The following is a 22,907-nucleotide window of genomic DNA, read 5'->3' as shown; positions in this document are numbered from 1 at the left end:
CTGCCCCGCCCAACACTCCCCCCTCCCCCTATCCCGTTCTGTATAACACACCCTCCGCATATTCGGCAAACATCACAATCCACCCGCCCCCACTAGTTTGCGCCCGCCCGGCACCTCCCCTCCGTCTCGCTATCCAGCCCTGCCCCCACGCCCCCCCAACCGCCGCGCCGCCCGCAGCCCATCCGCCGGGCTCCGAACCCCAAGGCCCCCTCGGTTCAGCACATGCGTGTAGATCATCGTCGTCTTGACACTCTTGTGCCCCAGGAGTTCCTGCACGGTCCTGATGTCGTATCCGTCCTCCAGCAGGTGCGTGGCAAATGAGTGGCGAAACGCATGGCAGGTGACCCGTTTCGGAATCTCCGCCCGGATGGCCGCCGACCTCACCGCCCTCTGGACAGCCGTTTCGTGGTAGTGATGCCGGAACTCGCGCCCGGTCTCTCTCTCCACATAGGTTCTTCGCGCCGGAAACACCCACTGCCACGCCCACTCCACCCCGGCACCCGGCAGTTTCCGATCCAGCGCCTTCGGCAGCTTCACCCGTCCCCTGCCTGAGGCCCTCTCAGCCCGATGCCGCTCCCGCTCTCTCGCAAGGTGCCCCCGAAGCGCCTCCACGATCCCGGCGGGCAGCACCGTCAGTCGGTCCTTGTTCCCCTTCCCGCTCCGGACGCACACCTCCAGCCTCTCGAAGTCCAGGTCCTTCACTCTGAGTTGCACGCTCTCCAGAAGCCTCAGCCCCGACCCGTACAGAAGTGTCGCGACAAGCCTCGGCATACCGTGCATCGCGCTCAAGACGCCGTTCACCTCCCCGCGGCCCAGAACCACCGGCAGTCGCACCGGCCGCTTCGCTCGCGCCACCCCGTCCACCCACCCCGGCTTCACACCCAGCACTTCCCTGTAGAGAAACAGAAGCGCGCACAGCGCCTGGTTCTGGGTGGATGCGCTGACGCGTCCCACTTCGGCCAGGTGCGTCAGGAACGCTCGAATCTCGCCCGCGCCCATCTCCCGCGGGTGCCGCATCCCGTGGAAACGCACGAACCTCCGCACCCACTGCGCGTAGGCTTTCTCCGTCCGGGGGCTGTACTGCTTCATGCGAATCGCGCCCCGCATCTGCTCCATCAGCTTCCCTGGCCGGTCACCCATCTTCCTTGCCTCCACCGGGGAGACCGTTTCCGATCGGGGCCAAGCTACCCCGACCTCACCGCCCCCCCCACCCCCCCTTGACACCCTCCGCACCCTCCGGTATTTTAGGGTCACCTAAATCCCGAGGTCACCATGCCCTCCGAGAAGATTGAAGACTACCTGAAGGCCGTCCTCCTCATCGGCGGGGAGCGTGGTCGAGCCACGACCGGCACGCTGGCCACCCGCCTCGGCGTCTCCCCGGCCGCGGTCTCGGAGATGCTCCAGCGTCTCGCCGCCCGGCGCCCCGCCTGGGTCCGCTACGAGAAGCGGCGCGGCGCCTCCCTCACCGCCGCGGGCCGCGAACGCGCGCTGGAGATTCTCCGCCATCATCGTCTCGTGGAGACTTTTCTGCATCGCACGCTCGGCTACTCCTGGGACCGCGTGCACGAAGAGGCCGACAAGCTGGAGCACGCCATCAGCGAGGAGTTCGAAGATCGCATCGCCGACCAGCTCGGCAACCCCACCACCGACCCGCACGGCCACCCGATCCCCGCCAAGGACGGGTCTCTCCCGCGTCTCGTGCTCGTTCCGCTGGCGGAGCTTCCCGCCGGGGGCCGCGCCACGGTGGCGCAGGTCAGCGACGACGATCCCGAATTCCTCCGCTATGTCGGCGGGCTCGGCCTCTTTCCCGGCGTTTCTGTCCGCGTAAAGGAAGTGGCCCCGTTCGACGGCCCCATCACGCTCCGCGCAGGCCGGGATCTCCACACGCTCGGCCGTGAGGCCGCCCGCCACATACTGGTGCGCGATGTCGCCTGACGCAGCCGCTCCGCTGGCGGTCCTTCTCGCCGCGCTCCTCTGGCCGCGCTGGGGCGTCCTTGCCCGCATCCGCGCCCTCCGCGCCTCCCGATCCCGCGCGGCGGTCGAAGACGCGCTCAAGCACATCCTCGACCGGGAGCACCGCGGCGCGGCCGCCACGCCGGAGTCGCTCGCCGGGCTGCTCACGCTTCCGCCTTCCCGCACACTCAGCCTCATCTCGCGCATGGAGTCGGCGGGCCTTCTCCGATCCACCGGCGACGGCCTCGCCCTCACGCACCAGGGCGAACGCCTCGCGCTCCATGTCGTCCGCGCGCACCGCCTCTGGGAGCGATACCTCGTCGACGAGGCCGGGCTCCCGCTCGGGCGCATTCACCGCGCGGCCGAACGCGCCGAGCATCGCCTCACTCCCGCGGACCTCGAACAGCTCGAAGCCCACCTCGGCCACCCGCTCCACGACCCCCACGGCGACCCCATCCCCCGCGCCGGCGAGACCCTCCCGCGCGCGGATGCGGTGGCGCTCACGGAGTGGCCGCTCGATCGTCCCGCCCGCATCACGCATGTCGAGGATGAGCCGGAGATCGTCATGCGCCAGATCACCGCCGCGGACCTCGGGCCGGGCCGCATCGTTCGTGTGCTCGAATCCACGCCGGAGCGCATCGTCCTTTCCGATGGAGAGGCCGAACACCACCTCGCGCCCGTGGTCGCCGCAAACATACAGGTGGTCCCCGCCGCCCCCGAAGAGCGCGAACGCCCCGCCGGAGTCATCCCGCTCTCCGACCTTCCCACCGGAGCCGAGGCGGAGGTGGTCCTTCTGGACTCCCGTTGCCGCGGATTCACCCGCCGGCGCCTGCTCGACCTGGGCCTCACGCCCGGCACGCACCTCTTCGCCGAACTCTCCACGATGGTCGGAGACCCGCGCGCCTTCCGCGTCCGCGGGACGCTGATCGCGCTCCGCCGCCGCCAGGCCTCCCAAATCTGGGTGCGCCCCGTCGAAGAGAAGGCCGCCCGTGCATCCTGACGCCGCTCCCCGGCCCTCCTCCTGCGACGCCTGCCCCACGGGAAGCCGCCTCGACCGCATGGGAGTTTCTCTCACGCACTTCGACCGCGTCGTCGCGCTCGCCGGCAACCCGAACACCGGCAAGTCGTCCGTCTTCAACCACCTCACCGGCCTTCGCCAGCGCACCGGCAACTGGCCCGGGAAGACCGTCGCCCGCGCCGAAGGCGGCTTCGCGTGGGAGGGCGTCCGTTACAAGCTCGTCGATCTCCCGGGCACCTACTCGCTCCTTTCCGCGTCTCAGGACGAAGAAATCGCCCGTGACTTCATCCTCTTCGGGCAGCCGGACTGCACCGTGGTCGTCGTCGACTCCACCGCTCTCGAGCGCAACCTCAACCTTGTGCTGCAGGTGCTGGAGATCACCCCGCGCGCCGTTGTCTGCGTGAATCTCATGGACGAGGCGCGCCGCAAGGGCATCACCGTCGACGCCCGGCAGCTCTCCCGCGATCTCGGCGTCCCCGCCGTGCCGACCTCCGCTCGCACGGGCGAGGGCCTGGCCGACCTCGTCCGCACGGTCGCGGGCGTGACCGATGGCAGCATCCCCACTGCCCCGCGGCTCCCCGAACCACCGCCGGAGGTTCAGGCCGCCGTCGACGAAATGCTCCCGCTCCTGCACGAAGCCGCTCCCGGGCTGCCAAGCGCGCGCTGGGTCGCCTACCGGTTGCTGGAGGGCGATCTCCGCGTGCGACGCGCTCTCGAGACCGGGGAACTCGCGTCGCTCGGCGTCTCCCGACCGAAGGAGACCACCCCATGAGCCGCCCTTTGGAGTCCCCTCCGACCCATCCGGTCCTCGCGCGCGCGGACGAACTCCAGCGCGGCCTCGGCGACCGCTTCCGCGACCGCATGGTCCACTCGCTCTTCGACGAAGCGGAGCGCATCGCCCGCCGCGCCACCGACGCACCCGATGGCGCACGCCTGGATCTCGACCGGCGGATCGACCGCCTGGTGACTTCGCCCACGCTCGGGCTGCCGCTCATGGTGGTCGTTCTCGCCACGGTCTTCTGGCTGACGATCGTCGGCGCGAACTACCCCTCCTCCATGCTCGCAAACCTCCTCTTCGGTCTGGGAGACGCGGGCACCGCCCTCTTCCAGTCGCTCGGCGCGCCCTGGTGGCTCACGGGATTCCTCTGGGACGGCGTCTATCTGGGACTCGCGTGGGTGATCGCGGTCATGCTCCCGCCCATGGCCATCTTCTTCCCCATGTTCACATTCCTGGAGGATCTGGGGTACCTGCCGCGCGTCGCATTCAATCTCGACTGGATGTTCCGTCGCTCCGGCGCCCACGGGAAGCAGGCGCTCACCATGGCCATGGGCTTCGGCTGCAACGCGGCGGGAGTCATCGCCACGCGGGTCATCGACTCCCCGCGCGAGCGTCTGATCGCCATCCTCACGAACAACTTCGTCCCCTGCAACGGCCGCTTCCCCACGCTCATCGTCCTCGGCACGCTCTTCGTCGGCTCCACCGTGTCCCCCGCCGCCGCGTCCTTCGCCGCCGCGGGCAGCGTCGTCGGCGTCGTCCTCCTCGGGGTCGGCTTCACACTCGCCGTCTCGTGGGGGCTCTCCCGCACCGTCCTTCAGGGCGAAGCCTCCGCCTTCACGCTTGAGCTCCCGCCATGGCGCCGCCCCAGATTCCTCCGGATCTTCTACACCTCCCTCATCGACCGCACGCTCTTTGTGCTCTGGCGCGCCATCATCATGGCCGCGCCGTGCGGCGGGATTGCCTGGATTCTCGGCAATGTCCACCTCGGCGACGCCAGCATCATGGCGCACCTCGCCACAGCCCTCGACCCCGCCGGCCATCTCCTCGGACTCGACGGCGTCATCCTGCTCGCGTACATCATCGCGATCCCCGCGAACGAGATCGTCGTCCCGACCATCATCATGGCTTACATGGGTGTCGGCCGGATGACCGAACTCGACAGTCTCGCCGAACTCCAGACACTCCTGGTGGACGGCCACGAGTGGACGCTTCTCACCGCCACCTGCGTCATGCTCTTCTCGCTGCTCCACAATCCCTGCTCCACCACGATCCTCACCATGTGGAAGGAGACCCGCAGCACAAGGTGGACGACGCTCGGCGCGCTACTCCCGCTGGGGATCGGGATCGTCGTCTGCTTCCTCGTGGCGCAGACCGCACGGATTCTCGGAGGGTAAGGCGGCCGCTCTCGTTGGGATCGTTGGGATCGTCCCCGGCTCCCGAAGGGCGAGGGGGCGGAAAGCGGGCCGGACGCGACCCTCGGCGGGGAAGCTCTCCCCCCCTCCGATCGAACCCGCCCCGGAAGCGCCCAACGGGCCAGCCCTCAAGGCCTCTTCAGACCCTGAGAAGCCTCGTCAGATCCTGAGAAGCGCCGCGCGTCAGGAGCAGCCCATCGACTGCCCGCAGTTCACGCACTTGTAGCACGCGCCGCTCCGGACCGTCAGGTGGCCGCAGGAATCGCAGAAGGGCGCGTCCTTCATCAGGAGCGCGATCTGTCCTTCCACGCCCTGGAGCGCCATCCCCGCTTCCATTCCGACTGCCTCGCCACGCGCGGGCCCCGCGCTCTCGGCGCCGTTCCCGGCCTTTGTCGCTCCATTGCCGGAGCCATGCGAACCGGAATCCCCCTCTGACGCCACCACCGACGCCGCGGGCTCCACCGGCCCGGCACCCTCCCCGGGGGCCGCTTCCTCAAGCTGTGGAGGCCCGCCCTCCGCGGTCTCACAGGAGCCCGGCGGCGGCACCTGCACGAGATCGTGGCGGTCGTGGTACTCCATGGCCAGCACGCGGAAGATGAAGTCCACCACGGAAGTGGCGAAGCGCACATTGGGGTGGTCCGTATGCCCCTGCGGTTCGAAGCGCGAGAATGTGAACACATCCACGAACTCCTCCAACGGCACGCCGTACTGAAGCCCCAGGCTCACGGAGATGGCGAAGCAGTTCATCATGCTGCGGAAGGCGGCGCCCTCTTTGTGCATGTCGATGAAGATCTCGCCAAGCTGTCCGTCTTCATACTCTCCCGTCCGCAGGTACACCTTCTGCCCGCCGACGCGAGCCTCCTGCGTGAAGCCGCCGCGCTTCCGGGGCAGACGCACGCGATGCGCCACGCTCCGAACCGCGTCGTCGGAATCCTCGGACTCGTCGACAACCCCGCTGGACGCGGAAAGCGGCTGGGAGGCCTTGCAACCATCTCGGTAGATGGCCACCGCCTTCAGCCCCATCTCCCAGCCCATCCGGTAGAGATCCGCGATCCCCTCCGTGGTGGTCTCGTTCGGGACATTCACCGTCTTGGAGATGGCGCCCGACAGGAACGGCTGCACCGCACCCATCATTCGCAGGTGCCCGCCCGGTTCGATCAGCCGCTTCCCCTTCTTCCCGCACCGGCTGGCGCAGTCGAAGACGGGCAGGTGCCGATCGCGCAGGTGAGGGGCGCCTTCCACGGTCATGCGGCCGCAGATGACTTCACCGGCATGGTCGATCACCGTCCGCGGGAACCCGAGTTCGCGCAGAAGCGAAAAGCCCGGCTTCGTGTATCGCTCCTCCGGAATCCCCATCCGGGCCATGCTGTCCGCGCCGAGAGTGCCGGGGCTGACGGCCCCTTCCAGATCGAACGAACCCGGAAGCGCGTCGTCCGCGCTCTTCAGGTCCTCTTCCGACAGCCCCTTCTCACGCAGCGACTCCCGGTTGATGCCCGGCCCGCCCTTGAGCGTCATGGTGCCGCGAATGTAGAGTTCGATGTCGGCGATCTGGTTCTCCGTGTAACCCAGGCGGCGCAGCGCTTCCGGCACCGAGCCGTTCACGATCTTGAGGTTCCCGCCACCCGCGAGCTTCTTGAACTTCACCAGCGCGAAGTCCGGCTCCACACCGGTGGTGTCGCAATCCATCAGGAAGCCGATGGTTCCCGTCGGCGCAAGAACACTGACCTGCGCATTCCGGTATCCGTGCGCATCTCCGGCGGCCACCGCCCGGTCCCAGTCCTCCCGCGCCGCGGTCAGGAGGTACTCCGGGCAGCAGTCGGCGATGTCTCCCACATGGTCCCGGTGCATCCGGATCACATCGTCCATCGAAGTGGCGTTCTTCCGATACTCCTTGAACGCGCTCTTCCGCCGCGCCAGTTCCGCCGAAACATGGTACGCGTGTCCGGTCATGATGGCCGTCACGGCGGCAGCCACCGCGCGGCCCTTCTCACTGTCGTACGGAAGCCCCAGCACCATGAGCAGCGAACCCAGATTCGCGTAGCCCAGCCCGAGCGGTCGGTACTCATGGCTGTTCCGGGCGATGGCTTCCGTCGGGTACGAACCGAGATCCACCAGAATGTCCTGGGCGGTAATGAAGACCCGCACCGCGTGCCGGATCCCCTCTACATCCAGAATGCCGTCCTCATCCAGGAACTTCAGCAGGTTCAGCGATGCGAGGTTGCAGGCGGAGTCGTCCAGGAACATGTATTCCGAACACGGATTGGACGCGTTGATCCGACCCGAAGCCTTGCAGGTGTGCCACCGGTTGATGGCGGAGTCGAACTGCATGCCCGGATCCGCGCAGGCCCACGCCGAGTGGGTCACGCGATCCATCAGATCCCGTGCGGAATAGGTGTCGCAGGTCTCGCCCGTCGTTCTCATGCGCGTGGTCCACGATCCGTCGTCTTCCACAGCCCGCATGAACTCATCGGTCACGCGCACGGAGTTGTTGGAGTTCTGGCCGCTGATGGTGTGGTAGGCCTCTCCGTTGAAGTCCGGGTCCATCCCTCCTTCAATCAGGATGCGGGCCTTCTCCTCTTCCTTCATTTTCCAGTCGATGAACGACTCAATCTCCGGGTGGTCCATGTCCAGACAGACCATCTTGGCGGCCCGGCGGGTGGTCCCCCCGGACTTGGTGGCTCCCGCCGCCCGGTCCAGCACCTCCAGGAAGGACATGAGCCCGCTGGAAGTGCCGCCACCGGAGAGCATCTCCCGACTCCCGCGAAGCGCCGAGAAGTTGGTGCCTGTCCCGGAGCCATACTTGAAGAGGCGGGCTTCATTCTGCGCGAGCTGGAAAATGGACATGAGATCGTCCGAAACCGACTGGATGAAGCACGCGCTGCTCTGCGGGCGGCTGTACGCATCCGATGTCCGGACGAAGGTGTCCGTCTCCGCGTCCCAGGCGAAGTTCCCGCCCGATCCGTCGATTCCGTATTCATGCCAGAGACCGCAGTTGAACCAGACGGGGGAGTTGAAGGCGCCACGCTGGGTAATGAGCAGGCTGGCGAGTTCCGCCTCGAAGGACTCCGCTTCCTTGATGCCCGAAAAGTAGTGGCCCTGATCCTCGCCGGCGGCACGAATGGTGCGCACAACGCGGCCGATCAGATCCCGGACGGAAGTCTCCCGACCGGCTCCCGGAACTCCCGCCTTGCGGAAGTACTTCGACGCGACAATGTCCGTGGCCAGTTGAGACCAGTCGCGGGGAACTTCGATGTCTTCCATGGAGAACACCACGGAACCATCCCTTGCGGTGATCTCCGCGCGACGCCTCTCATACTCCGTGTCCGCAAGACAATCGGTGCCCGGGGTGGAAAAGCGTCGGCCGATTCCTTCGCCCTTCTTCTTCCGTGTACGCTTTGTGCCTGCGCCGCCCTTCTTTTTTCCACCGTCCGCAACGCTCCGCGTCCGCCCCGCACCACTCATCCGCTCGCCCTTTCCCCGACCCGCCGACACGTACTCTACCGGGAGAAACCCCCGGACCCGCCGACTCTTCGGCACTGAATCTGAAGTTCGACCGTCCTGGGAGTCACTTTGGAAGCTGCGCGCTGTCTGAAGGCAAGTGCTGGATGTCTGGCCCGGCCCACGAAACGACTACCGGAATAGTCCCTGTCTGAAACGGAATACTGACCCCGAAAATCACTACATCTTGTGGCGAACGGCACACTAGACCCCTAGATTTAGGGCGTCAAGATTTTTCGATTTCTCCCCTCCTTCACCGGCTTTTCACCAATGCAAGGGTGCCCTCCGCACGCGCGCCCCGAGTGCCTGCCGGGTCTTTCCGGTCAGCGTTCTCCCGCTTGCCTGTCCCGGTTCCCTCTGGCAGACTGCGCGCCCGGGAACCGGAGGGAGATGCCGTGAACATCCTGGTACTGGGCTCGGGGCTCATGGGTTACGCGGCGGCGTTCGACCTCGCGCGGAGCCCCGGGGTAACCGGCGTGACCCTCGCCGATCAGGACGCGAAGACGCTGGAGAGCGCGCGCTCCCGCATCGCGGAGGCGACCGGCCGCGCCATCGACACCGTTCGCGTCGAACTCCCGGAAGACCCCACGCTGCCTGAGCTGCTCGCCCGACACGACGCCTGCCTGTCCGCCGTCCCGTACTTCTTCAACGCGGCCCTCGCCCGCGCCGCCGTCGGGGCGAGGACGCACTTCTGCGATCTCGGCGGGAACAATACGGTCGTCGCGGAAGAACTCGCGCTCGACGCCGACGCCCGGCGCGGCGGCGTCCGCATCATCCCCGACTGCGGGCTTGCGCCGGGGATGGTCAATGTCGTCGCGGCGCGTGCCGTGGAGCTTCTCGGCGAAGGCGTGGTGGACCACCTTCGGATTCGTGTCGGCGGCCTCCCGGCCCACCCCGAGCCGCCCCTCGACTACGCCCTCTTCTTCTCGGTCCACGGCCTGATCAACGAGTACATCGAACCCTGCCTCGTTCTGCGCGATGGAGAGACCTTCACGGTCGACGGGTTGTCCGAAACGGAGGAGATCGAGTTTGCGCCGCCCTTCGGGAAGATGGAGGCATTCCAGACCTCCGGCGGGGCGTCCACCATGCCGCACTCCTTTCGCGGGCGCGTCCGCAATCTCGACTACAAGACCATCCGCTATCCCGGCCATGCCCGGCAGGTGCGGCTTCTCTTCGACCTGGGGCTCGGTTCCACGGAGCCGGTCGCGCTCGCCGACGGTTCCACCGTCGCACCCAGAAAACTGCTCACCCGTCTCCTGGAAACACACCTCCCGCCCCCCGGAGAGGATGTGATTCTCGTCCGTGTGGAAGCGGAAGCCGGGCGCGACGGCGCGACACGCCGCTACCGCGCGGAACTGCTGTGCCGCCCCGATCGCTTCGGGAGAAGCGCCATGATGCGCACCACGGCGGATCCCGCATCCGTCATCGCGCAGATGATGGTCCGTGGAGAAACCGGCGAACCGGGGGCCGCCACGCCCGAGCGAGCCGTCCCGCCCGGGATCTTCCTGCGCCACCTCGCGGAACGCGATCTCGACCTCCGCGAGACCCTCGACGGCCAGCCACTCACCCTGCCGGACGACCGGGCATGAGCCTCGAGGACCGTCTCCGCGAGAAAGATCCCGCCACCGTCGCGCGGATGTTCACGGAAATCAGCCCCCGATACGACCTTCTCAATCGCCTCCTGTCGTTCGGGCGCGACCGGGTCTGGCGGCTGGCCGCTGTCCGCATGGCGCGTCCCTCCGAGGCGAGGCGCGTGCTGGATCTCGCCACGGGAACCGGAGATCTGGCCTTTGCCTTCGCGCAGGATCCCGACTTCGAGGGCGAAGTGGTCGGCCTTGACCTCAGTTCGGAGATGGTCCGGCGCGCACGCAAGAAGGCCGCCGCCCGAAATGTCTCGCACCGCGTGCAGTTTCGCGAAGGAGACGCGCTCGACATCCCGGAACCCGACGGCTTCTTCGACATCGCGTCCATCGGATTCGGCGTCCGCAACTTCGCCGATCTCGAAAAGGGCCTCCTCGAAGCCCACCGCGTCCTCACGCCCGGCGGGAGGCTCATCGTCCTGGAGTTCTTCCGGAAGCGGGAGAAGGCCCCCGTCCGGTTCTACCTCGACCACATCCTCCCGCGAGTCGGCCGGATCATCTCCCGCAATCCCTCCGCGTACCACTACCTCCGCCGCACAAAGAAGGGGTTCCTCTCGCCGGACGAGTTCGTCTCGCTGCTGCACTCTCTGGGATTTGCCCCGGTCGTCGTAAGACCGTTGACGATGGGGATCGCGCACTGCATCGTCGCCCGAAAAGGGTCCACGCCCGCCTCGCGGAGTGACGATTGACCGCCCGGATTCAGAAGGTCCTCTTCCTCGCCATCCTGCTCTACTTCTTCCTCGTGTTCATCGCGCTCATGGGCGTGGCGTTCAAGCTCCTCGGGAAGGACTTCAGCGCGGCCCTCATCCAGTCCACCTCGCATCCGGTCGTGGGGCTCATGATCGGGATGCTCGCCACGGCGATCATCCAGAGTTCCTCCACCACGACCGCCCTCGTCGTGGGGATGGTAGCCGCCGGGGCGCTCACCGTTCACGGTGCGGTCCCCCTGATCATGGGCGCGAACATCGGCACCACCGTCACGAACACGATGGTCGCGATGGCTTCCGTCAATCGCCGCGAGGAGTTCCGCCGCTCCTTCGCGGGCGCCACGATGCACGACTTCTTCAACCTGATGAGTCTGGCCATCCTGTTCCCGCTGGAAATCCGCTTCGGGTTCCTCGAACGGATGGCGGGCGCGGCCTCACAGATGCTCGTCGGTGGAGCGGAGGTGGAGTTCCACAGCCCGGTGAAGGCGGCCACGAAGCCCGTCGCCAAGGCCGTGGCCCATGCGCTCGAAGACGCGGGCCTCTCCGACCCGGTCACCGGGGGCGTCTGCCTCCTTCTGGCGCTCGGCGGGATCTTCCTCGTGCTGCTCCGGCTCCCGAAGATGATGCGCGAACTCTTCCTCGCACGCGCGGAGGGTGCCTTCTTCCAGCATATGCGGCGCGGCGGCCTCTCCGGGATTCTCGTGGGGACCTTCATCACCGTGCTCGTGCAGTCCAGTTCCATCACGACCTCCCTGCTCGTGCCGATGATCGGGGCGGGCATCCTGCCGATGGAAGGCGCGTTCGCCATCACACTCGGCGCGAATATCGGCACGACCGTCACCGCCCTTCTCGCCTCCACGGCCGGAAGCCGGGAGGGGGTCACCATTGCGCTCGTGCACCTGTTCTTCAACATCGCTGGGATCGCCCTCATCTATCCCGTCCGCGCCGTCAGGAGGCTTCCCATTCGCATGGCTGAGAAACTTGCGGACCTGTCGCTGCGATCGAAACTGATCCCCCTTCTCTATCTCTTGTCCCTGTTCTTCCTGCTGCCCGGCCTCGTCATTCTGGCGCAGCGGTTGATACCCGGGGGATAACCCCCGCTGGAGGTGTGTCATGTTCAAGTCCCTTGCGAACTTCTTTCGTGGAGTCGACTGGACCGACGAAATCGTTGAGAGCTTCGACCGGATGCTGGCACTCGCCGAGGAGAACTTCATCCTCTGCGCCGACACGCTCTTCGATGCCGAAAATCCCGAAGCCATCCGCGACGATCTCTACGCCCGGGACCGCGAGATCAACCACCGCGAGAGGAAGATCCGGCGGCGCATCATCTCGCATCTGGCGGCCAACCCGAGCGACCACGAAATCCCGACCGCCTTCATCCTCACCAGTCTCGTGAAGGACGCCGAGCGCATCGGCGACTATGTGAAGAACCTCTACGAGGTCCACCAGATCCACGGCGGGAAGGACCTCTGCCGGGAAGCCTACGATCGGCACTTCGATGGGGTCCGCACGCTGGCGAAGGAGCTCTTTATCGAGACCCGCGGGTGTTTTTCCGACAGCGACACCGACCGCGCCCGCCGTGTCATTGAGACCGGACGGGAGGCCATGCGCCGCTGCGACGAGGCGCTCCCGGTGATCGCTTCCGGGGACCACGAAGTGCCCGAAGCCGTGTCGCTCGTGCTGACGGCCCGCTACTACAAGCGGATTCTCGCGCATCTGGTGAACATCGCGACGGCGGTCGTGATGCCCGCCGACAAGGTGGACTACTTCGACGAACCTCTCGCGGGCGACTGACCCGCCTCCTCCGCCACGCGGAGGATGCGCAGGTGCGGTCCGATCGGGGGGATATCGAACTCGTCACCCAGGACCCGCCAACCGTGGCGAATGTAAAACCCCACGGCTCCCGTCCGGGCATTCGCCCAGAGAGGCCCGGGGCGACCCTCTCCGGCCATCACGCCATCCACCGCGCGAAGAAGAAGCGCGCCGACTCCGCGTCCCCGCAGATCCTCCCGCACCGCCATCCCGCGAAGCCGCCACCCCGCCTCCTCCGGCGGCCCGGGGAAGGGAGCGGGCAGAACGCTGACCACGCCGACGATCTCCCCGGGGAAACCGGCAGCCAGGTGGAAGCTCCGCGAATCCGCATCCTCCGCGAAGGCGGCGGGCTCTCCCTCCATGCCGCGACGCAGAACGCGCGCACGAAGCGGCAGCACCTCTGCCGCCCCCACTCTCCGAATGTCCGGCGTCCGGCGCTCATGCTCCACGCTTCCCCTCCTGATTGTCCGGTCGATCATGCCGGTCAGCAACCCGCCTGACAACCTCGGCGGAAATGCGCGCTGGCACCGCGCGCCCGCATCCCTCACAATGGCGCGGTTCAAGTCGGATCACTTTCCCAGCCGGAGGATTCCCATGACCGCAGGCACCACGCCCGTCCGCCTGAAGAACCTGATCGCGGGGCGCTGGACGGACTCCGTCGCGGAAACCACCACCCCCGTCTTCAACCCCGCCCACGGCACCGTTCAGGCGGAAGTCCCGTGGTCGGAACCGGAGGAAGTGGACGCGGCGGTCCGCGCGGCCGCAGAGGCATATCCGGCATGGCGGGAGACGCCGGTTGCCGCGCGCGCGCGGGTGCTCTTCGCCTATCGAGAACTGGTGGGGCGCCACGCGAAGGAACTCGCGGAGATCGTCACCTCCGAGCACGGCAAGATCATCACCGACGCCATGGGGTCGGTGATCCGGGGCCAGGAGATCATCGACTTCGCCTGCGGCATTCCAACCCTCCTGCAGGGAGACTCCAGCGAACTGACCGGGCCGGGCATCGACTGCGTGAGCCATCGCCAGCCGCTGGGGGTCTGCGTGGGGATCACGCCGTTCAACTTCCCGGCCATGGTCCCCATGTGGATGATCCCGCTCGCGATCGGCTGCGGGAACACCTTCGTCCTCAAACCCTCGGAGAAGACGCCACGGACTTCCGAGCGAATGCTGGAGCTGCTGGCGGAGGCGGGTTGCCCGGACGGCGTCGTGAATCTGGTTCACGGCGGGAAGGAGACGGTCGAGGCGCTCGTCCGCCATCCGCAGGTTCGGGCGGTCTCCTCCGTGGGGAGCACGGCCGCCGCACTGGCCACCTACCGTCTGGCCGCGAACGAAGGCAAGCGCGTGCAGGCTCTCGGCGGCGCGAAGAACCATCTGGTGGTCATGCCGGATGCGGATCTGGACATGACGGTGGACTCCATCATCGGGGCGGCGTACGGCAGCGCGGGAGAGCGCTGCATGGCGATCAGCGTCGTCGTGGCGGTGGGCGATGTGGCGGAGCCGATCCGCGAGCGACTTGCCGCGGCGGCCGGTGCCCTTCGCACCGGTCCGGGCATGGACCCGGCCAACGACATGGGTCCGCTCATCACGGCGGAGCACCGGGATCGTGTCGCCTCCTTTGTCGACCAGGGAGTGTCCGGGGGAGCGGACCTGGTCGTGGACGGGCGCGGCCTGGTGGTCCCCGGGCACGAAGACGGCTTCTTCCTCGGACCCACACTGTTCGACCATGTGAAGCCCGACATGACCATCTACACCGAGGAGATCTTCGGACCCGTGCTGTGCATGGTCCGCGTCCCGGACTTCGAGTCCGCGCTCGCCCTGGTAAACGCGGGCAAGGTCGGCAACGGCACGGCGCTCTTCACGCGGAGCGGGCACTTCGCACGGGAGTACGAGCGACGCGTGGAAGTGGGGATGGTCGGCATCAATGTGCCGATCCCGGTGCCGATGGCCTACTACCCCTTCTCCGGATGGAAGGGGAGTTTCTTCGGCGACCTGCATGTCCACGGGCGCGACGGCGTCGCGTTCTACACGGAGACGAAGGTCGTGACGAAGCGGTGGCCCCGCCCGGAGGAAGTGAAGGGGCCTGACTTCTCGTTCCCGCAGTCCACCTGAGCCGGGCGCAGCCGCGGCCGGGCCGTAGAAGCTCGTCGGGGGGGGTGAGCGTCGCTCACGCCCTGAGAGGCATTCAGCGGCCCCTGCGGCCGCTTTGCGCCGCCTTGGCATCCCCCCGCGCAGGACCCGCCGGATAAGGGCTATAGACACAATCGCGGGAACCTGTTTCCCTTTCCGCTGATTATGAGGTCAGTCGCTTCCCCATGAGCGGTATGCCCTCCGTCCCGATTGACCGTCCCAATGAGCCTGGAGGAACCGATGCGCTTCCATTTCAAGGATACTCTTGTCCCCATTCTGATGCTGCTGGCTCTCTGCCTGGCGGCAGCCGCCCCCGTCGCGGCCGGCACGGCCTCCATCCGGGGCTCCGTCACAGACGGCGGCACCGGCGCGGCCCTGTTCTCGGCCAATGTCGTCCTGTCGAACGCCTCAGGCCAGACGGTCAACGGTCGGCTGACCGGCGAGTCCGGCAAGTTCGTGTTCGCCGACCTCGCGGCGGGCACCTACTCCGTCCGCGTCTCCTACATGGGCTACTCCGCCTGGTCGGGCGATGTCACCGTCTCCGGTGGAGAAGCCGCCCGCATCTCGGTGGAGCTCTCCGAGACGGCGTTTGAGATGGATGCGGTGCAGGTCACCGCCTCGCGCCGCCCGGAGAAGATCGTGGACGCCCCGGCAGCGGTGCATGTCGTGAATCAGGGGGATATCCAGAGCCGAGAGACGCTGACTCCGGCGGACCACCTGACGACGGTGCCCGGCGTGGATGTGGTCCGCGCGGGCATCAACCAGTCGAATGTCGTGGTGCGCGGGTTCAACAATGTGTTCTCCGGCGCCACGCTGACCCTCGTGGACAACCGGATTGCCCGCGTCCCGTCGCTCCGGGTGAACGCCTACCAGTTCATCCCCACGCCGACCGAGGAGTTCGAGCGGATCGAAGTCGTCTCCGGCCCCGGTTCGGCACTCTACGGCCCGAACAGCGCCAACGGCGTCGTCCACATGGTGACGCGCTCTCCGTTCTCGTCGGAAGGGACGACCGTGAGCGTCGCCGCCGGGACGCGCAACATCATCACGCGCTCCATCCGCCATGCGGTGAAGCTGAGCGACCGGGCGGCCTTCCGGGTCTCGCTCCAGCATCAGGAGGGCGAAGACTGGGAGTATGTGGATCCGGTCGAGCAGTACTACCGCCAGGTGGCCATCGACGATGGTGCGGACCCCGCGACGCTCCTGATCGGTGCCCGGGACTACCATGTGGACCGGCTGGGAGTGGAAGGTCGCCTGGATGTCCATCTGACTCCGGAAGCCACCTTCATCCTGAACGGCGGCGTCAACGAAGCGTCGAACATTGAGATGACCGGCCTCGGGACCGGGCAGGTCAAGGACTACCAGTACTCCTACGCACAGGGGCGTCTGCTGTACCGCGACTGGTTCCTCCAGTCCTTCGTGAACCAGAGCGATGCCGGAGACACCTACCTGCTGCGGACGGGAGCCCCGATCGTCGACGAGTCCAAGCTCTTCGTCACCCAGATCCAGCACGGTGCCGCCCTCGGCGCGAATCAGGACTTCACCTACGGGGTGGACATCCTGAATACCCGCCCCGACACCAGGGGCACCATCAACGGGCGAAACGAGGAGTCCGACGCCATCGACGAGTTCGGTGCGTACCTCCAGAGCGAAACCCGCCTGGGGAGAGGACTGAAGCTGGTGGCCGCCGCGCGACTGGACGACCACAGCCATCTGGAGGATCGGGTCTTCTCGCCGCGGGCCGCGGTGGTCTTCGGCCCGACGGATGCCCACACGGTCCGCGCCACCTTCAACCGTGCGTTCAGTACGCCGACCTCCAACAACCTCTTCCTGGATCTTCTCGCGCTGGAAGACCTCGGCGGACTCGGCATGGATCTGTGGGCCAAGGGGGTCCCCGCGGACGGATTCACCTTCGCTCGGAATGACGCCCTCGGTGGTGTGGGCGGGCTCTTCATGCAGTCACCGTTCACGCCGGACATCCTGGGTGGCCCGGCGCAACCGCTGCCCGCGGACGCCACGCTCATGTGGGGCGCCATTCAGGCCATCATGGCGGCTCAGGGCGTGGACATTTCCGGCATTCCGGATCCTGCCGTGATCGCCCCGGGAACCGTCGGCACGACGCTCCGCGTTCTCAACACCACGAGCGGCGAGTTCGACGAGGTGGACCCGTCCTATGTCACCGATGTGGACCGCATCCGGCCCACCATTACGGAGACCATGGAACTGGGATACAAGGGGATGGTCGGCAGCCGCATCTCCGTGGCCGTGGACCTTTACCACAGCAAGGTCACCGACTTCGTCTCCGCGCTTCGTGTCGAGACGCCGAATGTGTTCTACGATCCCGCGACGCTGGCCGCGTACCTCGGGGGGCTCGGCCTTCCTCCGGATCAGGTGGCCTCACTCGCGGAGGGCATCGCGGGCATCCCGGTCGGCACCATCACACCGGAAGGCTCGGAGGATCCCACGGATCTCATCATGACCTATCGCAACTTCGGGGACTTCGACCTCGACGGGCTGGACCTCAGCGTCCAGTGCGCACTCTCGCGTCTGTGGACCGCGGGGTTCAACTACTCGCATGTGACGAAGGATGTGTTCACGGATGACGGCGGAATGGGCGAGATCGCGCTGAACTCACCCAAGAACAAGGCGGGGGCCACGCTGGCCTACCATGATGCCGCCACGGGCTTCAACGCAAAGGCCCGGCTGCGCTGGGTGGAGTCCTTCCCGGTGAACTCCGGCGCGTTTGTCGGCACCGTGGACGAGTACACGACCGTGGACCTCACGGCCGGATACCGCATCGGCGAAGGAACCCGCGTTGACCTGACGGTCCAGAACCTGCTCGACAACCTGCACCAGGAGATCATTGGCGCGCCGGAACTCGGACGCCTGGCGATGCTCCGGATTTCGCAGTCGTTCTAGCCTCCACCGGGCGCCTCTCCTGACGGGGGGGCGCCCATTTTGCAACCTCTTCCCTCCCCGGGAGTCCAGGGAGGAGCCAGTCGGAGGACTTCATGCGCGCCCGATCGTGGATTCCCCTCGCTCTTCTTCTCGTCCACGCGGCCCAGACCGCCTCTGCCGACGCCGCCCCGAAGCCGGGGGCAGTCCTTCGCGGGATCGTGACGGACTCCGCCACCGGGGACGGCCTCTTCTCGGCCAACGCCATCCTCTCCCGCCCCAACGGGGACACCGTGGTCGGTCGCCTCACCGGCGAAAAGGGCGACTTCTTCTTTGAGAACCTCGCCGCGGGACTCTATCGGCTCAAAGTCTCCTACATGGGCTATCGCACGAAGACGATCGAGATCACCGTCAGGAAGAACAAGCCACAGGAGATTTCGATCACCCTGGATGAGGCCGCCTTCGAAGTGGACGCGGTTCAGGTCACGGCATCCCGCCGCCCGGAGAAGATCCTGGAGGCCCCCGCATCCGTGCAGGTGGTCGGCAAGGAAGCCATTCGCGCAGTGAAGTCCATGACGCCCGCGGACAACATCACCGCGCTCCCGGCCGTGGATGTGGTGCGATCGGGACTCAACCAGGCCAATGTCGTGGTCCGCGGGTTCAACAATGTCTTCTCCGGCGCCACGCTGACCCTCGTGGACAATCGGATCGCGCGCGTTCCGTCGCTTCGCGTGAACGCCTATCAGTTCATCCCGACCGCCACCGATGACCTCGACCGAATCGAGATCGTCTCCGGGCCGGGCTCCGCTCTCTACGGGCCGAACAGCGCGAACGGCGTCATCCATATGCTGACGCGCTCTCCCTTCGACTCCCCGGGAACGGAGGTCTCCGCGTCCGGCGGGGAGCGGGGCGTGACCATGGGATCGGTGCGCCACGCGATGAAGCTCGGCGAGAATGTCGCCTACAAGGTCACGGTCCAGCAGCAGCAGGGGAACGACTGGCAGTTCACGGACCGGCTGGAGGCGGAGGCGCGGGAAAACGCCATCGCTCTGGGAGCACTCGCGGACACGCTCAGCATCGGACGCCGGGATTACGACATCGATCGGCTCGGCGTGGAGGGCCGCCTCGATGTGCGAATGAACGGCAAGTCCTCGCTGATTCTGGGCGGCGGGTACAATCGGGCATCCAATGTGGAGATGACCGGAGTCGGCGGCGCGCAGATTGTGGACCATACTTACAGCTACCTGCAGGGGCGCCTGCTCTACGGCGGCTGGTTCCTCCAGTCGTTCGTGAACATGAGTGACGCGGGAGACTCGTACCTTCTGCGGACCGGCGAAGGCATGATCGATGAGTCCAAGCTCATCGTCACCCAGCTTCAGCACGGAATGGACCTCGGCGAGAACCAGGACTTCACCTACGGCATGGATGTGCTGCTCACGCGTCCGGAGACGAAGGGCACCATCCTCGGCCGCAACGAAGACGACGACAACATCGACGAAGTCGGCGGCTACTTCCAGTCGGAGACGCGGTTGTCGAACGCGCTGAAACTCGTCGCGGCGGCGCGACTCGATCATCACAACCGGCTTGAGGGGGTCGTCTTTTCGCCGCGGGCGGCCATCGTTTACGGGAAGTCCGACCAGCGCAAGTTCCGCCTCACCTACAACCGCGCCTACAGCACACCCAGTTCGACGGAACTCTTCGTGGATGTCATCGCCATGAACGATGTGTTCGGATTCTCGGACTTCGGGATGAACTCCTTCCAGTCGGACGTTCTCTATCGGGGGGTTCCCGACGAAGGCTACACCTTCCGCAAGGACGCCAACGGCGGGCTGGGCGGACTGTACATGCAGTCGCCCTTCAATCCGCTGGGGCGGGAAGCGTACGCACCGGCAGATGCGAATGTCGCGGCGACCAGCCTGGAAGCATCCTGGGCGTGGCTCAATGCGCGAACGCTGGTCGCGGCGCAGGGGTATCCGCAGGTACTCGCGGTCTCCTCTCCCGGCCCGGGAGATGTAGCGACCACCCTTCGCGTGGTGGACATCGCCACGGAGACGCTGGTCGAGGTGGATCCGTCGTATGTCATGGACATCGACCCCCTGATCCCCACCATCCGGAACACGGCGGAGGTCGGCTTCAAGGGCTTCCTGTCGCAGACGCTCGGAGCATCGGTGGATGTCTACCACAACCGCGTGAACAACTTCGTCTCGGCGGTGCGCGTGGAGACGCCCAATGTCTTTCTGGACTCCACCAGCGTTCACGCCTACCTGCTGTCGGAAGGCGTGCCGGAGGCGGATGTCGCCGAACTGGCGTCCAAGCTTGCGGAGATCCCGCTGGGCACCATCACGCCGGAGGGCTTCACCGGCGACGACGCGGCCGACCTCATGATCTCCTACCGGAACTTCGGCGACTTCTCCTACATGGGCGTGGACATGTCGCTCCTGTGGGCGCCGTCAAGACTGTGGACGGGCGGACTCAACTACTCGTATGTGAGCCGGGACTTCTTCCGATCCGCCGACGGGATCGGCGATGTCGCGCTCAACGCTCCGAAACACAAGTTCGGCGGGATGGTCGCCTATTCAGACCGCGCCACCGGATTCAACGCCATGCTGCGTGTCCGGTATGTGGACGCCTTCCCCGTGGACTCGGGAGCGTACACCGGCACCATTCAGGCGTACACGATCGCCGACCTCTCCGCCTCGTACGACTTCACGGAGGCCACCCGGCTCAATCTCACCATCCAGAACATCCTGGACCACCGCCATCAGGAGTTCATTGGGGCGCCGGAACTGGGACGACTGGCGCTTCTCGGACTCAGCCAGAGCTTCTGAGAGGTCTCCTTCCGGGCGGACAGTGCCGCGGGCCGCGTCGAAGGGCGCGGCCCGTTTGCGTCCGGGGCCGGTTCCAGAGCGAGCGGAAGCCGCACCCGGAAGATGGACCCCTTGCCCGGGACACTCTCCACGCCGATCTCGCCGCCGATGAGTTCCGTCAGTTGCCGCGTCATCGCAAGCCCCAGTCCCGTACCGCCAAACCGGCGCGTGGCGGACCCGTCGGCCTGAGTGAACTTGTCGAAGACCGTCGCGAGCTTCTCCGCCGGAATCCCGACGCCACTGTCTTCCACGGCCACCACCACCATCGCGGTGCCGCGTTCCTCGCGCGCGCACTCCACCGCGATCCGCACCCTGCCCTCCTGCGTGAACTTGAGCGCGTTCCCGGCGAGGTTCGTGAGAATCTGCCGCACGCGGCCTTCGTCTCCCCGGAAGAGGCGTGGAACTCCCGGCGGGTACTCCACCACAAGGTCCACGCCCTTCTCCCGTGCCGCGTCGGCCATCGTCTCGGCAATCCCCGAGATCGTCCGCGCGAGATCGAAGCGGTGGTCCTCCAGCGAAACCTGCCCGGCCTCGACCCGCGAGATTTCGAGAATCGTCGTGATGAGTTCGAGCAGCGCGTCCGCCGACCGGCGGATGGAGTCGACATACTCGCGCTGCTCACGACTCAGGTCCGTCTCGTCAAGCAGACCTGCCATCCCCGTGATCCCGTTGATCGGCGTGCGCGTCTCGTGGCTCATGTTCGTGAGGAACTCCGGCGCCGCGCGACGGGCTTCATCCAGACGAGCCTGCGCCGCCTCCAACTCCTCCGCGCGCTCTTCCAGAAGCCGGCGATTCACGAGCGCCGTCCAGTATTCCCGGTGGGCGCGCCCCCCCTGCGCGGTCAGGAGCCCTGAGAGGAGCAGGAGCACGGCGGCGGCGGCAAACCCGTCGGCTCCCCCCCGGTGGAGGGTTGCCGCAGCCGCGGGCAATGCCACCACGCCCAGATACGCGCGGTGAACCCGAAGGCAGGGCGCCAGCGAGGAAGACGCCACGCAAAGCCCGCAGGCGCCAGCCAGCAGAATGAGCGTCGCGGTGTCCAGTCCGCGCGTGGTGACTGCATACGCGCAGAGCACCCCCCAGAGCGTACCGGCGACCAGCGTGGCCGTGGCGAAGAGCGTGCGGCCGCGAGAAGGACGATTCGCGCGCGGAGCCTCGGCCGCGCGCGCCACGACGAGCTGAAACGCCGCGCTCACCAGAAGCACCACGCCTGCGGCCACCGCTTTCCAGGCGGACTCCGGCGGGAGATCCGCAAAGTAGACACCCGGCAGATAGATCAGCACCGGAGCCACCACAGTCGAAGCCGACCGCTGCGCCGCCTCGCGGACAACGACGGACTGGAGAGGCTCTCGACGAGACGCCGACAAACGCGACACGCGGCACTCCCGGGCAACGGGGCGGAACGGGGCTTGTCGGTAGAATCGGCAGACAGGCCCGGTGGCATGACCCCGCGAAGACCGAAAAGGCCGCGTTCCGCGAAGTGCTGCGCGTCTCCCCGGATCACTCGAGTGCCGCGACCGGTCTGGCAGCGTGCGGAGGGGGCGGCGAGTAGCCCCCCGAAAGCACCCGGAGAGGTCAGCGCGAAGGCGGATCCGGCGGGACCGGAATCCCCAGGACGCGTTCCGCGCGTTTGTGCGCCGCGAGAATCCCGCTGAAGAGATCCCACAACTCTCGGGCCTTTCCGGCACAGCGCATGGAGAGCGTTTCGTCCGCGACGAGGTCCCCGTCGACAGTCGCCTCGTCGATGAAGCCCACGACAGAGCGCGAAAGCGCCGCCGCCCGTGCGCACATGGACTTCATGGACGCGACATCCCGGTTGATCCTCCGGGCCTCCTGCGGAGTCCAGACCGCCTCCAGCCTCTCCAGGCGTTCCAGGATTTCTCCCGCAAGACGCTCCATGTCCGCGGCGTCGTCCCGGGCCAGCGCGAGGTCCATCCCCCCACCCCAGGACTCATAATGAAGTGTGGCGGCGTGGCGGGTGCCCGCGAAGGCCCGCACGCCCATGTGGTAGTGATGGTGAGCGTGGTTTGCGGTGGCGAAGGCAGGCGCGGCGGCCAGCAACGCGATCAGCACCGTGCCGAAAACGCTGGAGAGCGCATGGTCTCTGTTGAACACGGGGATCCTCCGGGATCGGGAAGCATGCGTGCGATCCCCCGGACCCTACTGCTCCCGACCGGCGGCGTCACGCGTTACCGCGCCCCCCGCA

At 66.9% G+C, this 22,907-nt stretch carries 16 protein-coding genes; 11 read left to right on the top strand and 5 right to left on the bottom strand.

Going from position 1 to position 22,907, the window contains the following annotated elements:
• Positions 1–129 precede the first annotated feature (129 nt).
• A complete protein-coding gene (locus QF819_06875) occupies positions 130–1,140 on the bottom strand; it encodes an integron integrase (GenBank protein MDP6802883.1) in 1,011 nt (336 codons plus the stop codon).
• Between the two features lie 132 nt (positions 1,141–1,272).
• Here QF819_06875 and QF819_06870 point away from each other — a divergent pair, with 132 nt between their 5' ends.
• The 4 genes from QF819_06870 to QF819_06855 are packed head-to-tail and all read left to right on the top strand — an operon-like array spanning position 1,273 to position 5,143.
• Positions 1,273–1,935, top strand: coding sequence for a metal-dependent transcriptional regulator (locus tag QF819_06870; GenBank protein ID MDP6802882.1), 663 nt, complete (start codon positions 1,273–1,275; stop codon positions 1,933–1,935).
• Complete coding sequence (locus tag QF819_06865; GenBank protein ID MDP6802881.1) at positions 1,925–2,953, top strand: iron dependent repressor, metal binding and dimerization domain protein; 1,029 nt, start codon at positions 1,925–1,927, stop codon at positions 2,951–2,953. The genes QF819_06870 and QF819_06865 overlap by 11 nt, the downstream gene beginning before the upstream one ends.
• Positions 2,943–3,743 carry a FeoB small GTPase domain-containing protein gene (locus tag QF819_06860; protein ID MDP6802880.1) on the top strand — a complete coding sequence of 267 codons (801 nt, stop codon included), beginning with the start codon at positions 2,943–2,945 and terminating at the stop codon, positions 3,741–3,743. The genes QF819_06865 and QF819_06860 overlap by 11 nt, the downstream gene beginning before the upstream one ends.
• A complete protein-coding gene (locus tag QF819_06855; GenBank protein ID MDP6802879.1) occupies positions 3,740–5,143 on the top strand; it encodes a nucleoside recognition domain-containing protein in 1,404 nt (467 codons plus the stop codon). Before QF819_06860 ends, QF819_06855 begins: the two co-directional genes overlap by 4 nt.
• Before the next feature lie 201 nt (positions 5,144–5,344).
• On the opposite strand, the gene QF819_06850 is transcribed toward QF819_06855, so the two are convergent.
• On the bottom strand, positions 5,345–8,623 hold the full coding sequence (locus QF819_06850; GenBank protein MDP6802878.1) for a vitamin B12-dependent ribonucleotide reductase: 3,279 nt from the start codon (positions 8,621–8,623) through the stop codon (positions 5,345–5,347).
• A 431-nt stretch (positions 8,624–9,054) separates the two neighbouring features.
• Here QF819_06850 and QF819_06845 point away from each other — a divergent pair, with 431 nt between their 5' ends.
• Genes QF819_06845 through QF819_06830 form a run of 4 tightly spaced genes read left to right on the top strand, consistent with a single transcriptional unit; the run spans position 9,055 to position 12,800 of the window.
• Positions 9,055–10,248, top strand: a complete 1,194-nt coding sequence (locus tag QF819_06845; GenBank protein ID MDP6802877.1) for a saccharopine dehydrogenase C-terminal domain-containing protein — start codon at positions 9,055–9,057, stop codon at positions 10,246–10,248.
• The gene (gene ubiE, locus QF819_06840; protein MDP6802876.1) at positions 10,245–10,988 is read left to right on the top strand and encodes a bifunctional demethylmenaquinone methyltransferase/2-methoxy-6-polyprenyl-1,4-benzoquinol methylase UbiE; all 744 of its coding nucleotides are present in this window, start codon (positions 10,245–10,247) and stop codon (positions 10,986–10,988) included. Before QF819_06845 ends, ubiE begins: the two co-directional genes overlap by 4 nt.
• The gene (locus QF819_06835; GenBank protein MDP6802875.1) at positions 10,985–12,100 is read left to right on the top strand and encodes a Na/Pi symporter; all 1,116 of its coding nucleotides are present in this window, start codon (positions 10,985–10,987) and stop codon (positions 12,098–12,100) included. Before ubiE ends, QF819_06835 begins: the two co-directional genes overlap by 4 nt.
• A gap of 19 nt (positions 12,101–12,119) precedes the next feature.
• Positions 12,120–12,800: a PhoU domain-containing protein gene (locus tag QF819_06830; protein MDP6802874.1), complete on the top strand. Its 681-nt coding sequence runs from the start codon at positions 12,120–12,122 to the stop codon at positions 12,798–12,800.
• Here QF819_06830 and QF819_06825 read toward each other — a convergent pair.
• On the bottom strand, positions 12,770–13,267 hold the full coding sequence (locus tag QF819_06825) for a GNAT family N-acetyltransferase (GenBank protein ID MDP6802873.1): 498 nt from the start codon (positions 13,265–13,267) through the stop codon (positions 12,770–12,772). The two genes, QF819_06830 and QF819_06825, sit on opposite strands and share 31 nt — an antisense overlap.
• A 145-nt stretch (positions 13,268–13,412) precedes the next feature.
• Here QF819_06825 and QF819_06820 point away from each other — a divergent pair, with 145 nt between their 5' ends.
• The 3 genes from QF819_06820 to QF819_06810 all read left to right on the top strand — a co-directional run bounded on the left by QF819_06820 (position 13,413) and on the right by QF819_06810 (position 20,665).
• Positions 13,413–14,927, top strand: coding sequence for a CoA-acylating methylmalonate-semialdehyde dehydrogenase (locus tag QF819_06820; GenBank protein ID MDP6802872.1), 1,515 nt, complete (start codon positions 13,413–13,415; stop codon positions 14,925–14,927).
• 258 nt (positions 14,928–15,185) lie between these two features.
• A complete protein-coding gene (locus tag QF819_06815; GenBank protein ID MDP6802871.1) occupies positions 15,186–17,861 on the top strand; it encodes a TonB-dependent receptor in 2,676 nt (891 codons plus the stop codon).
• Positions 17,862–17,953: 92 nt separating this feature from the next.
• Complete coding sequence (locus QF819_06810; GenBank protein MDP6802870.1) at positions 17,954–20,665, top strand: TonB-dependent receptor; 2,712 nt, start codon at positions 17,954–17,956, stop codon at positions 20,663–20,665.
• On the opposite strand, the gene QF819_06805 is transcribed toward QF819_06810, so the two are convergent.
• Complete coding sequence (locus QF819_06805) at positions 20,599–22,077, bottom strand: ATP-binding protein (GenBank protein MDP6802869.1); 1,479 nt, start codon at positions 22,075–22,077, stop codon at positions 20,599–20,601. The genes QF819_06810 and QF819_06805 overlap by 67 nt on opposite strands.
• Positions 22,078–22,276: 199 nt before the next feature.
• On the bottom strand, positions 22,277–22,816 hold the full coding sequence (locus tag QF819_06800; protein ID MDP6802868.1) for a hypothetical protein: 540 nt from the start codon (positions 22,814–22,816) through the stop codon (positions 22,277–22,279).
• Between the last annotated feature and the right edge of the window lie 91 nt (positions 22,817–22,907).

The sequence above is a fragment of the Gemmatimonadota bacterium genome (genome assembly GCA_030747075.1).
Lineage (GTDB): Bacteria > ARS69 > ARS69 > ARS69 > ARS69 > ARS69.
Note: the sequence above shows the minus strand (reverse complement) of the source record. Positions and strands in the feature narration are given on the sequence as shown.